The following is a 13,081-nucleotide window of genomic DNA, read 5'->3' on the forward strand; positions in this document are numbered from 1 at the left end:
AAAACGGGCTTTATGCCCGTTTTTTTTGCGCCTGATTTTCAATAAGATTTTAAGCAATAAGGCTGCCTGAAGTTCTGCTCAGGCAGCCTTAAAATTCAGGCAAATATGCGCAACATTACTGGTCCTGCACATCAATCAGATGATCCAGCTTTTTCTGGAAGTAATCGCCCTGAATGAAGCGCGCATCGACATTCCATGCATTGGCGAACAGGGTCATGTCATTCAGTTCGCGCAGCATGATCTGCACTGGCTTAATCTCATGATAGGCGCTGAGCTTTTCCTGCAGTTCCTGGCAGCTTTTATCGGAACCCAGCATTCCGGTCAAACTCTTATGCAGGGTCAGGCAGCTGATGTCAACTTGGCGCAGCAGCGACTCGCTGAACATGGAGTTGCCGAAACCGCGCAAAGCCACTTCCGCGCCATTTTTGCGCAGCGCTGCAATCGCCTTCTGCGCATCATTGATATGCTGATTGATGTCTTCTTCAGAAAACTGCAGCGTCAGCGGATGCGCCAGCTTGCTGCGGATAATGGTAATTAATTTTGCAATAAAATCAGGGAAGGTGCGGTCATGCAGCAGCACTTCCTTGTTTAAATTAATAATCAGCTTCGCGTCAGGATATTGGGTAATGAAGTTGTGCAGCTGCTTGCATGATTCCACCAAAATCCAGCGGTCGAGCTTGATTGAAAGTTCCTGGTCTTCCGCCAATTCGCGCAATTGCGCGATGTCTTTCCATTTATTTTCAAAAATAAAGCCGCTGGTGACTTCATAGGTATAAAGATTGACATCTTCTTTGTCATACAGCTGCTGGTATTTTAAGTGGATTTCACCGCGCTCTAAGCAGCTGCGCAGGGCTTTAATGACTGCCGGTTCATTCAGGATGGCGGCTGAAGCAGGAGCTGCAGCTTCAGGCTTGCTGAACTGAATCGCCGGAGCCTCAGCGGCTGGCGCAGGGGCTGCAGCTTCAGGCTCCTGAATGGAAAACTGCAGTTCTGGAATAGAGAGATCCAGTTCAGGCGCAGGCTGATTCTGCGGCAGCGCGGTTGCAAAGGCTTGCGTAATAAACTGATCAAAATGCGCTTCATCGCGGATGTCGCCGTCTAATACGGTGCAGCCGATGCGCAAATTCAGCGGATAGCTGTCCTGATGAACCGTCAGCAGCTGCGGCTTGGCCAGGGAATTCAGGCCAATCAGCTTGGATTCCAGTTTAGCTTTGGATTCGGCTTGGAATAAGCCGACATACACGCCGCTTTCTAATTTGAATAATGGCGCATTGGTCTGCTCTTTCAAAAATTCTTTAATGGCATTGAAATAGGTTTTAAATGTGTCCCAATCCGCTTGGAAAATTGCATCTGCGCAGGAGGCAAGCGAGAACACCACCAATGCATTAATATCGGACGGCTGCTTGGTCATGGTGCGGTTCAGCTGCTGATAGACATTCGGTTTTGCGGCCTTTTCCGCAATGGATGCGCCGCCGCCAATATCAATGGCAATCTGCAGGGCGTCATCTGCAGCTGAAGGAATGAACTCGATCTTCAGCGGGTTTTTAACTGTGACCTGAGGGTTTTGAGAATTCAGCTCAAAACGGCCCAAGTCAAGCTGGCCCTGAGTGATTTTCTTAAAGCGGACTTTGAAGTCATTGATATCTTTGGGCTGAAGCAGGTCCAGCAGCGGCAGGCCAATAATGTCGTCATCGGACTTAAAGCCGAATAATTTCAAGTATTCGGCATTGGCTTCAAGATGAATGCCTTCCTGAATCACCGCAACCGCTTTGTGGCTGTCTTCAACAAATGACTGCGCCTGAGTTTGCGCAGTTTCCAGTTCGTCCATTAAATGCTGCTGGCTTTGCACCAGGCGGCTGAATGAAAGGGCGCGCACCAGGTCAATGTAAAAGCGGTCAGGCGCATCCATATTGACGATGTCATAAATGCCTTTGCGCACATAATTGGCATACTGCTCCAATTCATAGTCATCCGGCTTCAGCAGCAGCAGCGGCAAATTGGGCTGTTTGGAAAGGCGGATCAGGCTCAGCGCCTGATCATATTTCAGGTCATAAGCGCGCCCGAAAATCACCAGATCCCAAGGCAGGTTCAGCTGTTTTTCAAAATTCTGCAGATCATCAAGCAGGGCGGCTTGAACTTGATGCTCGCTGCCGGTCAAAAGATCACGGATCTGGTTAAAACGTATTTGATTATCATCGATAATGAGCAAACGTGTTTCGGTACGTTTTAACTTTTTAGACAATAACGGATTTCTCACTTCAGTGCTTCCCATAAATCGTGATTTTTGATTTCATTTATTTGCTTGTGAATAAAATCTTTTACTATGCTTTCCTGCTGATCATTCAGCAATTCATATTCAAAACGGATGAAGCTTTGCGTGATCAGCTGCGCTTTGGTCAGGTAAACTTTCAGCTCTTCTTTGCCGAGGCGCAGATGGATGGTTTGCTTTTCCCTGAACAGGTTGGAGCCCGGCAGGATGAGCGTTGTGGCAATTTGATCCAGCTGGGAGGTTTGCACCAGCAAAGCCGGCTGATAATTGTGGGTATTGCGGTCTGTGCGGACATGGGCGGCGCAGGGGAACATATCCTGCGTTAAAATTTCCAAGCCAAGCTCCAGGCTTTTTTCGGCAGACTGCTTGATCCAGCGGATGACGCCGCCGCGCCACTGGCTTTGCGCATTTTCCTGCACCAGAATAAATTCGCCGGTCTTCAGCTGAGCCGGCGTTTCGCCGGTCCATTTGATGCGGTAGCCGTTGACGCTGATATCCAGCACCTCAGCGGAATGAATCTGCTTCGCCTCGCGGTCCAGAGCTTTTGCATTGGACAGGGAGGCCTGCATATTCGATTCCATCGAATTGACAAAGCTGGACTCATTATGCAGGCTGTAGTTGGCGTCCAAATCCAGCGTTTCCTGCAAGGTTTTGCCTTTGGACAGGTAGAAATGCGCTGCGGACAGGCTGAAGCAGATATTGATTTGCGCTGAATATTCATAGCGCTCATGCCTGCGCTCGGTATTGTTGGTCAGCAAATTTTGAATATGGAAATGCAGGGCAGGAGTCAGGAACAGCTTTTCATTTTTTGACAGATATTGCGCGTTCTTGGTCTGCGTTTCGGTCAGATGCTCCAGCAGGTCTTGGGTGGAAATGAAAATGCTGGCATGGAAATGATCAGGCTGGCGGGTGTTGAAAACCGGCGGATGGTCTTTTTCAGCATCGACAATATAGCGCGAAAGCGTGGTTTCTTTCGGCAGGATTTGCACCAGTTTCGCCCAGTCAAAGCTGCAGAGGAACAGGCCCTGAATTTCCGCGGGGCGGATTTGATTGGTATTGAAAATATCCAGCAAAATCAGCTGGGAATAGGCTTGCGCAACAGTGGAAAGCGGATGCTGCGTGCCAAGAAGCTGATTCAGGTTGCTTTGATAGAAATTATGCTGCACCGCGCATTCAATCAGCTGATGGGCAGCCAGCCATTGGCCGGGAATTGGTGTGCTGTACAGCATCTGCTGCTGGTAAAGCAGCATGGACAGCTGCTGCAGGGCATAGTAATTTGACGCCATGCGGGCGGTCTGCAGGCTTTTTTTATGGCCGAAAGAAAAAATAGAAAATTTCTGCTGGCTCAGCTGCTGGTGGCTGCGCTGGGCAATATCGATGTAAATTTTAGCGAAATGGCTGCGCAAGAGCATCGCCAGTTCAATAATCTGGTCATTGCGGTCAGTGGTGATTAAGCTTTGGTTGGCAAAATGCTTTTCCAGGCTGGCCAGGATATTGTCGAGTGTCGGATGCAGAATTTGAATAAGGTCAAAGCGGAGCATTTCCTGGCATTTCAGCTCAGAAACTTCCAGCAGCGCGTTGAATAAAGATTTAGACGAGGTGCCGAGCTGCAGAATGGATACGCCGCTCAGCCATTCTTGCAGCCCTTTTGCATTGGTCGGACAGAAGCTCAGCTTATCCAGCTTAAGCTCTGTCGGATTCTGAAAAATATCTGAAGTATGTTTGGTCATCGTTATTATTTAACTCAAAAAGTTGAAACTCCAAAAAGCGGTGTTTTGTTTTTTTCGCCCGCAATTTCCCGCACCAGCTTTGGCACCAGATAGCCTGGAAGGCTGGCTAGAACCTCAGCATAAATTTGGCTGATATCTTCTGGCGCGCGATCAAAATGATGCGCGCCTTTTACTTTATCAAGAACATGCAAATAATATGGCATAACGCCGGCGTCAAATAAGCGGTAGCTTAAGTTGACTAACACATCAGCAGTATCATTTACCCCTTTCAATAATACCGCCTGATTCAGTACAGTGATTTGTTCCTTTACTAACTCAGAAAGCTTGCTGCAGGTAAAATCATCCAACTCAGATGCGTGATTTGAGTGTACCACCAGAATAATGCGCAGCCTACTGTTTTTTAATATGGAAACCAGCGCCTCATCGACACGGTTGGGGATTACGATAGGAACCCGTGAATGAATTCTCAGAAATTTAATTTGCGGCAGGGACTCCAGGCGTTCAATCCAGAGCTGCAGTTTGCGGTTGGACAGGGTCAGGGGGTCGCCGCCGCTTAAAATCACTTCATTAATCTCAGGCTGGCTTTGAATGTACTGCTGAATGCTGGGCCAGTCTTCGGTTTTCGGCAGATTTTCCTGATAGGGGAAATGGCGCCGGAAACAGTAGCGGCAGTGAACTGCGCAGGCGCCGGTCAAGGTCAGCAGGAAGCGCGATTTGTATTTATGCAGAACCCCCGGCTGCTGATTGGCCTGCTCTTCGCCTAAAGGGTCGGTCACGAAACCAGGATGGTCTTCCAGCTCTAAATGGTGCGGCAGAATCTGCAGCAGCAGCGGGTCGAGCGGATCGCCCGCGCGCATTTTGGCTGCGAAAGCGCGCGGAACGCGCAGCTTAAACTGTTCTGACGCCAGAATTGCGCCTGATAATAATTGATCAGGCGACAGCTGGAGCGTCTCCAGCAGTTCCAAAGGGTCAGTAATTAAGTCGCTGAGCTGTGATTGCCAGTTTTGCTCTTGATACAAATAGTTTATCATGCCACGTGTTAAATAATGCTGGGTTAGGGGATTGCAGGCAATTCATATGACCTAAAGCGTTATTAGGAAAAAATTGTCTCGATTGAGGCGTGAAACTAGTCAATGGCCTTGCCGTTGTCAAGATCCGCGCATTGTCACGGATATTTTACCTCTAAGCCGGAGGCTCAGGGTCTTTTTTTACGTTGCTTCGCTGCGTGTTGCTCATTTAGAATACTAAACCTCACAATACGCGCCTTGCCTCGGCTGAAAAGTCTGCTGTCGCAAAGCTGATGAATTAGCAGAATCCCTCCGCATTCATAGATTAAATTAGTAAGTTTGGAGTGTGCCAGTCATGGCCTATTATTCTACAAATGATTTCAAGTCAGGCCTTAAGGTTATGCTTGACGGCAACCCATGTTCAATCATGGAAAATGAATACGTAAAGCCTGGTAAAGGCCAGGCGTTCAACCGCGTAAAGCTGCGCAACCTAAGATCTGGCAAAGTTTTGGAAAAAACTTTTAAATCCGGCGAATCTTTAGAAGCTGCAGACATCGTAGAAGTGGAAATGAACTACTTGTACAACGATGGCGAAATGTGGAACTTCATGGACCCGGAATCTTTCGAGCAAATCGCTGCTGATAAAACAGCAATGGGCGATGCTGCGAAATGGCTGAAAGATGACTCTAACGAGCTTTGCACCATTATGCTGTTCAATGGCGTGCCATTAAACGTCAGCGCGCCGAACTTCGTGGTATTGAAAATTGTTGAAACTGACCCGGGCGTGCGCGGCGATACATCCGGCGGCGGCGGCAAGCCGGCTAAACTGGAAACAGGCGCTGTCGTGCGTGTTCCATTGTTTGTGCAGCAGGAAGAAAGCGTTCGCGTAGATACCCGTACCGGTGACTATTTAGAGCGTGCATAATGGTTTAAAAATAGACTATTATCAGAAGGGATGATGAAAATCATCCCTTTTTTAATGCCGAGGCATTAAGGGCCGCCGGCATTCAAGAAATGGCCGATGCAGGTGCAGAAGAATTGCCGGCAGGCCCGGAATAAAAAGCAAACCAGACATAAAAATCAAATCATGAGGAGTCAGGCAGCAAGGGCAGAAACAGCGGCATCTCAAACAAGAACAAGTTAAAGCTGATTTTATGCAACAGATATGAGGGCTTGAAATGGAATCTATTCAACAGAAGTCTGGACCGGCCGCCAAGCTGATTTGGCTTCTTCTCGCAATTGTAGGCGCAGTTTCCTTTGGAATACTTGCAGTCAGCCGCGGTGAGCATGTCAATGCCGTATGGCTGGTCTTGGCTGCGATCTGTGTATACAGCATCGCTTACCGCTTTTACAGTTTATTTATTGCCAATAAGATTTTTGAACTGGATGCGCGGCGCCTGACGCCGGCGCACCGCTTGAATGACGGCCTGGATTATGTGCCGACCAATAAAGGCGTGCTGTTCGGCCATCACTTCGCCGCCATTGCCGGCGCAGGGCCTTTGGTTGGGCCAATTCTGGCCGCGCAAATGGGCTATCTGCCGGGCACGCTTTGGCTGCTGATCGGTGTGGTTTTTGCCGGCGCAGTGCAGGACTTTCTGGTGCTGTTTATTTCGACCCGCCGTGACGGCCGCTCGCTGGGCGAAATGGCCAAGCAGGAACTGGGCGCTTTTGCCGGCGTGATTGTCATGCTGGGCGCATTGGGCGTGATGATTATTATCCTTGCAGTGCTGGCGCTGGTGGTGGTGAAAGCGCTGACTAACAGCCCATGGGGCGTATTCAGCATTGCGGCGACGGTTCCAATCGCAATTTTCATGGGCATTTACATGCGCTTTCTGCGCCCGGGTAAAATTGCCGAAGTATCAATCATCGGCTTTGTGCTGATGATGGCTGGCATTATCTATGGCGGCGATATCGCGCAGCATCCGTACTGGGGGCCGGTTTTCACGTTGTCCGGCACAGAGCTGACCTGGTGGCTGATTGGCTACGGCTTTATTGCTTCTGTGCTGCCGGTCTGGCTGCTGCTGGCGCCGCGCGATTATTTATCGACCTTTCTGAAAATAGGCGTTATTGCTGGGCTGGCGGTTGGCATCATGGTGGCCATGCCGATGCTGAAAATGCCGTCGGTAACGCATTTTATTGACGGCACAGGCCCGGTATTTTCCGGCTCCATGTTTCCATTCCTGTTCATTACCATCGCCTGCGGCGCTATTTCCGGCTTCCATGCCCTGGTTTCGTCAGGAACCACGCCAAAGCTCGTGAACAATGAAGTGGACATCCGCATGATCGGCTACGGCGGCATGCTGATGGAATCCTTTGTGGCCATCATGGCCATGGTCTGCGCCACCATACTTGACCCGGGAGTGTATTTTGCTATTAATGCCCCGGCGGCGGTACTGGGCACAACCGTTGAATCTGCTTCTGAGGCGGTGCGCAACCTCGGCTTTGTGGTCACGCCAGAAGCGTTGACTTTACTGGCTCAGGAAGTGGGCGAGCATTCAATTCTGTCGCGCACCGGCGGCGCGCCGACCTTTGCCATAGGCATGGCGCATATCATTACGGAAATCTTCAATAACCGCTCCATGATGGCGTTCTGGTATCACTTCGCTATTCTGTTTGAAGCGCTGTTTATTCTTACTGCCGTTGATGCCGGCACGCGCGCCTGCCGCTTTATGGTTCAGGATACGGTCGGCATTGTCATTCCTGCAGTGAAAAATTCGCATAACTTTTTCGGCAATATGCTCGGCACCGCGGTTGCGGTGGCGGGCTGGGGCTTCTTTGTCTATCAGGGCGTGGTTGACCCGCTGGGCGGGATTAACAGCTTATGGCCGCTGTTCGGCATCGGCAACCAGATTCTGGCGGCTATGGCGCTGATTTTAGGCACGGTCATTCTGTTTAAAATGAAGAAGGAAAAATACGTTTGGGTTACAGTGATCCCGACGATTTTCCTATTCATCACCTCAATGACGGCAGGCTGGCAGAAGATCTTCCATGACAATCCGAAAATCGGCTTCTTGGCGCAGGCGGAGCGCTTCAATGCGGCGATTGCGAAAAATGAGATTTTGGCGCCGGCGAAAACCGTGGCTGAAATGCATACGGTGGCGTTTTCAAATCAGATCAATGCCGTGCTTTGCGGCTTCTTTATGATTGTCGCCATTGTGATGCTGATCGCTGCCATTCGGGTGATCCGCAAAGCTTTGGCCAGCCCTGTGCCGACCGTGCATGAGGCGGAAGCGATTTACCGTGACCCTAAAGACATTGTTGCAGCGAAAAGCCATTAAGGAGCCGGCGATGAATCTTAAATTTGCAAAAAGCGGCAAGGCGGTGATTTATAAAATCATTAAGATGACCATTATGTCGCAGAAGGATTTAATTTTGAATCCGAAGAACTGGTCGCGCATAGCGGTTCTTTGGCAGCGCCTGCAGCAGAGCTTCCGCCTGATGGTGGGGGTTCCGGATTATCAGAATTATCTGGAGCATATGAAAAACAATCATCCGGATTTGGACGCAATGGATGCGAAAACCTTTTACCGTTACTGCGTGGATGCGCGCTATCCATCGGCAGGCGGAACCATGAGGAAGTGCCCTTGCTAAGCTGGGCGGTGAAAAAAACGGCATGCAGTATGCCGTTTTTTTATGCCTTGGAATGATGCATGCCATTTCAGCTCTTTAAATTTCTGCTGCAAATCGGACAGCTGCGCCCTATATAAAAAACAGGATTGGGCAGATTGATTGCATATGCGTTTTTCTGAGGCGCTGAAATCTGTTTTTAGCCTTTGTATATTCTTTAAAACCCTGTATGTTAGCCGCTGTATAAACTTTTTTATTGGGGAATAAAGGGTGCTTTGGGGAACAGAAAAAACAACAATGGCGGAACAGGCCGGCTTGCCGGATGAGCAGCAGCTGGCTGCATTCTATCCTAAAATCAATGAATTCCTTAAGCAAGTTAACCAGATTATTCTTGATAAAAATCAGCAGGCCACGCTGGCTTTATGCAGCCTGCTGGCGGGCGGACATGTGCTGTTTGAAGACTTGCCGGGTTTGGGTAAAACCACGCTCGCCAGCAGCCTTGCGCATTTGGCCGGCTTGAAATTCCAGCGCATTCAATTTACCAATGACATGCTGGCCAGCGATGTGATAGGCATCAATATGTTCAATCAAAAAGAGCATCAATTTGAGTTCAAGCAAGGCCCGATCTTTACCCAAATTTTGCTGGCCGATGAGATTAACCGCTGCAGCCCCAAGACCCAGAGCGCCTTGCTGGAAGCCATGGAAGAGGGCTTTGCGACAGTCGATGGCGCGCGCTATGCCTTGCCGCAGCCGTTTTGGGTGATTGCCACGCAAAACCCGCTATTTCAAAGCGGCACCTATGCGTTGCCGGAATCGCAGCTGGACCGCTTTTTAATGCGCCTGTCACTGGGCTATCCTTCGCGCCAGGCTGAAAAAACTCTGCTGCAGCAAAGTCCGCGTCAGGAACTGATCGCCGGCTTGGCGCATGTATTTCAAGAACAGGATATTCTGCAGCTGCAGCAATTGGCACAGCAGATTTACACCAGCGACGCCGTGCTGGAATACATGCTGGATTTAGCCGAAGAAACCCGCAAGGGCCGGCAGGGTCTCTCGACGCGCGGCGTGCTGGCGCTGAGAAAGGCTGCGCAGGCGCATGCCCTGATCGCGCAGCGCAGCTTTGTGACGCCGGATGATGTGCAGGCGGTTTTCAATGCCGTGGTTGCGCACCGCATAGGGGCGAGCGAGGCTGAAACGCATCAGCTGATGCAGCAAGTCAGCATTGCTTAGGGCAATCTGGATTTAAGGAGGCGGCATTGGCATCTGCATGGCAAAACTGGCTGGCGAAGCGGTTTAAATTTACTCAGGAAAAGCAGCTCAGGCAAAATGATGTGCTGGTTTTCATCTATCAGCAGGGCTATTTGTTTCTGGTGCTGATTTTGATCACCTTTATTGCTGGCGTGAATTATGCCAACAACCTGATTCTAGGCTTCTGCTTTTTAATCAGCGCTGTGCTGTGCATCAGCTTTTATCTGACCTTTAAGCAGCTGCATGGCTTAAAGATTGATGTCAGCTGTGCAGAAGTGGGGCAGGCCGGCGAAGCGGTGCATTTGGATATTTACTTCAGCCAGCCGCAGAAACAGGCGCGCTACCTGTGGATTCAGGCCGGTGATCAGCTGTATAAAATGCGTATGGCTGAACTGAAGCAGGCATTCCGCATTTCATTTTTAGCCGCGCAGCGCGGGCAGTTTCATTATCCCAATATTCAGATTTTTTCAGTTTATCCTTTTGGCCTGGTGCGCGCATGGACCTACCTGTATTTGCAGCAGGTCAGCTGGATTGCGCCGCAAGCGAAAATGGTGGCTGCGGAAAATAAATACCATCAGCAGAATTTTGAGCAGGATTTGGATGAGTTCAGGGAACTGCGGGACTACAAACTCGGCGACTCCCTGCAGGCGGTGTCCTGGAAGCAGGCTGCGCGGGGGCAGGGGCTGCATGTCAAAGTATTTGAACAGCATCAGGAGCAGCATCATGTTGAAATTTATTATGAGCATATGCCCGGCGCCTCGCATGAAGAAAAACTCAGCCTGATGATGGGGCTGGCCGAACAGTGCGAACAGCTGCAGTGCGCCTATGCGCTGCATTTGCCGAATGCGCAATTGCCCAGCGGCGCCGGCGGGCAGCAGATGCTGCAGGCCAAGCTGCTTTTGGCGCAGGCGTAGACCGTCATGATTCCGCGTTCTGTGCATATCGCCATTTTGATGAGCCTGCTGCTGCTGATTGCAGCGCAGATGCTGTTTCTGCCCTTGCCTTTGATCCTGATTTTTGTGCTGATCTGGCTGTGCCTGCTGTACAGCATGCAGGCGGATAAACCGCCGATCAAAAAAGTCTGGGTCTTTGCGCTGACGCTTGCCGCCTTGGCCAGCATCTATTTCAGCTACCAAACATTTGTAGGCATTGAAGCCGGCGTGGCGGTCTTATCGACCTTTTTATTTGCCAAGGCGCTGGAAAGCAAAAGCCGGCGGGATGTCATTATTCTGTTCAATTTTGCCTTATTTGTCAGCGCCAGTTCGTTTCTGCTCAGCCAGTCATTTGCCATGGCTGCCGCGGTTTTGCTGTGCCTGCTCAGCAGCTTTACCGGCCTGTACCGGCTGCAAATCAGCGCTTTTGAACAGCGCGCGCAGGACAATATTTCCTCCTTAAAGCAGGATATGGCGCATGTGGGCAAGTTTCTGCTGCATGCTTTGCCGTTTTTTATCCTGCTGTTTTTATTTTTTCCGCGCCTGCCGCCGCTGTGGCACATTCCTATTCCGCAGAATAAAGCGGTTACAGGAATCAGCGACAGCATGTCGCCGGGCGATATTGCCCAGCTGTCACAGTCCAGCGCCTTGGCTTTCCGGATTATCGGCGATTTGCAGCAGCTGCCTGCGCGGCCTGAACTGTACTGGCGCGCGCTGGTGCTGGATGAATACGATGGCGCGCGCTGGACCAGCAGCTTCAGCAACCAGCGCCTGATTCAGCCGAATGAAGTGGTGCAGAAAGCCCATAAGCAGCTAGAGTATCGGTATTTGGCGGCCGACCCGCGCGTGACGTGGATTATGGCGCTGGAAAAATCGGTGCCCTTGGAAAGCCGCTATCAGCTTGGGCAGGATTGGCGCATTACGCCGCAGCGGCAGAACGTGAAAAATGAGCCGATTCCGCTGATGTGGATTGGGTCTGCGGATCTGCGCATGAGAGATGAACGGCAGCTGCAGTGGCTGGCGCGGCTGAATACGCAAGTCATTAAAGACCGTGATTTAAAATCGCAGCAGCTGGCGAAGCAGCTACTGCAGCAAAGCGCGGGAAATCCGCAGCTGTATATTCAAAAAGTGCTTGAATGGTATCAAAAGCATGGCTTTGCCTATACTTTAAGTCCGGGAACTTTGGGGCAAAACCGCATTGATGAGTTCCTGTTCGGTACGCGTCAGGGCTTTTGTGAGCACTACGCTTCCAGCTTTGCCATGCTGATGCGCTATGCCGGCATTCCAGCCAGAGTGGTGACTGGCTATCAGGGCGGGCAGTCTGCTCCAGACGGCAGAAGCTGGGAAGTGCGCCAGCTGGATGCGCATGCCTGGACGGAGGTGTGGCTGAATGGGCGGTGGCAGCGCTATGATCCTACCGCGATTGTGGCGCCGCACCGGATTGATGGCGGCATGCAGAACTATATGGAAGATGAGCGCAGTGTATTTGGCGGAAACCAGTCTGAATGGTCTTACCGCCAGTATGCTTTGCTGACGAAAATGCGTATTTGGAATGACTATGCCAGCTACCAGTGGCAAAGCAAAGTGGTCGGCTATAATGCTGAATCGCAGCGCAGCTGGTTCCAGAAGATTGGCTTGAATTCTGTTTATTCAGGCGCGCTGGCGCTGATCAGCGGTGTGCTTACATTGTCGCTGCTGTATTTGGGCTGGATATACTGGCAGCGCTTGCGGAAGGTTTCTGCATTGGAGCGCAGCCTTGAACGGTTTAATAAGCAATTGGCCCCGCAATTGCAGAAGCAGCCTGCGGAAACGGTTTCGGCCTGGCTGCAGCGGCTGTCTTTGCAGGCAGCGCCTGATGAGCAGATTTATTTCCAGCAGCTGGCTCAGCTGCATGCGCAGTATGCCTATGCGCCCAAGGGCCAATCTGAGAGAAATATGCGTGAAATTAAGACTTTGCTTAAAACTTGTGCATACGCGCTAAAAAAAGCGGTGAAAGCTCTTGTCTAAGCAGGAAAAAGTGAATATTATTCTGTCCATCTTAGGTGTATAGCTCAGTTGGTTAGAGCGCTACGTTGACATCGTAGAGGTCTCCAGTTCGAGTCTGGATATACCTACCAAGATTTATAAAATACCTATAAGCATACTAAATGCTTATAGGTATTTTTTTTGCCTGTTTTGCAGTCCTTATATTTTCCCGAAATTTTGATTGTTGCGGTCGGCAGCTTTTTAATTGAACCATCTATGCGATGGCAAACAGCGCGTACCGGCGCTTCCTGTTCCGGCGCATCTTCTAAACCATCTATGCGATGGCAAACCCAATGGTCATCGCGT

Annotated in this window: 9 protein-coding genes, 1 tRNA gene and 1 CRISPR repeat array (1 of these 11 running past the window's edge); of the genes, 7 read left to right on the forward strand and 3 right to left on the reverse strand. The window is 50.5% G+C overall.

The window, feature by feature from the left end; all coding sequences use genetic code 11:
* Positions 1–115: 115 nt before the first annotated feature.
* Genes RSA72_RS01640 through epmB form a run of 3 tightly spaced genes read right to left on the reverse strand, consistent with a single transcriptional unit; the run spans position 116 to position 5,030 of the window.
* On the reverse strand, positions 116–2,272 hold the full coding sequence (locus RSA72_RS01640) for an EAL domain-containing protein (RefSeq protein WP_332624030.1): 2,157 nt from the start codon (positions 2,270–2,272) through the stop codon (positions 116–118).
* Positions 2,254–3,999 carry a GTPase gene (locus tag RSA72_RS01645; protein WP_332624031.1) on the reverse strand — a complete coding sequence of 582 codons (1,746 nt, stop codon included), beginning with the start codon at positions 3,997–3,999 and terminating at the stop codon, positions 2,254–2,256. The genes RSA72_RS01640 and RSA72_RS01645 overlap by 19 nt, the downstream gene beginning before the upstream one ends.
* Positions 4,000–4,013: 14 nt before the next feature.
* Positions 4,014–5,030: an EF-P beta-lysylation protein EpmB gene (gene epmB / locus RSA72_RS01650; RefSeq protein WP_332624032.1), complete on the reverse strand. Its 1,017-nt coding sequence runs from the start codon at positions 5,028–5,030 to the stop codon at positions 4,014–4,016.
* 331 nt (positions 5,031–5,361) lie between these two features.
* Here epmB and efp point away from each other — a divergent pair, with 331 nt between their 5' ends.
* From efp to RSA72_RS01685, 7 genes are all read left to right on the forward strand, one after another.
* A complete protein-coding gene (efp, locus tag RSA72_RS01655) occupies positions 5,362–5,931 on the forward strand; it encodes an elongation factor P (protein WP_332632662.1) in 570 nt (189 codons plus the stop codon).
* A 253-nt stretch (positions 5,932–6,184) separates the two neighbouring features.
* Positions 6,185–8,284 (forward strand): carbon starvation CstA family protein, encoded by a 2,100-nt coding sequence (locus RSA72_RS01660; protein ID WP_332621418.1) that lies wholly within the window; start codon positions 6,185–6,187, stop codon positions 8,282–8,284.
* A gap of 10 nt (positions 8,285–8,294) precedes the next feature.
* Complete coding sequence (locus tag RSA72_RS01665) at positions 8,295–8,597, forward strand: YbdD/YjiX family protein (protein WP_332621417.1); 303 nt, start codon at positions 8,295–8,297, stop codon at positions 8,595–8,597.
* Between the two features lie 273 nt (positions 8,598–8,870).
* Positions 8,871–9,800: an AAA family ATPase gene (locus tag RSA72_RS01670; protein WP_332621416.1), complete on the forward strand. Its 930-nt coding sequence runs from the start codon at positions 8,871–8,873 to the stop codon at positions 9,798–9,800.
* A 26-nt stretch (positions 9,801–9,826) separates the two neighbouring features.
* On the forward strand, positions 9,827–10,732 hold the full coding sequence (locus RSA72_RS01675) for a DUF58 domain-containing protein (RefSeq protein ID WP_332621414.1): 906 nt from the start codon (positions 9,827–9,829) through the stop codon (positions 10,730–10,732).
* 6 nt (positions 10,733–10,738) lie between these two features.
* On the forward strand, positions 10,739–12,757 hold the full coding sequence (locus RSA72_RS01680; protein ID WP_332621413.1) for a transglutaminase family protein: 2,019 nt from the start codon (positions 10,739–10,741) through the stop codon (positions 12,755–12,757).
* Positions 12,758–12,790: 33 nt separating this feature from the next.
* Positions 12,791–12,867 (forward strand) — tRNA-Val (locus RSA72_RS01685).
* Positions 12,868–12,977: 110 nt separating this feature from the next.
* A CRISPR array of direct repeats spans positions 12,978–13,081; the repeat unit is 28 nt; unit sequence CTTCTAAACCATCTATGCGATGGCAAAC; it runs 3,044 nt beyond the window's last position.

Source organism: Acinetobacter sp., from assembly GCF_036659555.1.
In the GTDB taxonomy this organism is placed as follows: Bacteria; Pseudomonadota; Gammaproteobacteria; order Pseudomonadales; family Moraxellaceae; genus Acinetobacter.

What these genes read in the sequence shown, in the direction of transcription:
- RSA72_RS01670 (WP_332621416.1), top strand. Translation starts at nt 8,871, where the DNA reads ATGGCGGAACAGGCCGGCTTGCCGGATGAGCAGCAGCTGGCTGCATTC.
- RSA72_RS01665 (WP_332621417.1), top strand. Translation starts at nt 8,295, where the DNA reads ATGAATCTTAAATTTGCAAAAAGCGGCAAGGCGGTGATTTATAAAATC.
- RSA72_RS01640 (WP_332624030.1), bottom strand. Translation starts at nt 2,272, where the DNA reads ATGGGAAGCACTGAAGTGAGAAATCCGTTATTGTCTAAAAAGTTAAAA.
- RSA72_RS01660 (WP_332621418.1), top strand. Translation starts at nt 6,185, where the DNA reads ATGGAATCTATTCAACAGAAGTCTGGACCGGCCGCCAAGCTGATTTGG.
- RSA72_RS01680 (WP_332621413.1), top strand. Translation starts at nt 10,739, where the DNA reads ATGATTCCGCGTTCTGTGCATATCGCCATTTTGATGAGCCTGCTGCTG.
- epmB (WP_332624032.1), bottom strand. Translation starts at nt 5,030, where the DNA reads ATGATAAACTATTTGTATCAAGAGCAAAACTGGCAATCACAGCTCAGC.
- efp (WP_332632662.1), top strand. Translation starts at nt 5,362, where the DNA reads ATGGCCTATTATTCTACAAATGATTTCAAGTCAGGCCTTAAGGTTATG.
- RSA72_RS01645 (WP_332624031.1), bottom strand. Translation starts at nt 3,999, where the DNA reads ATGACCAAACATACTTCAGATATTTTTCAGAATCCGACAGAGCTTAAG.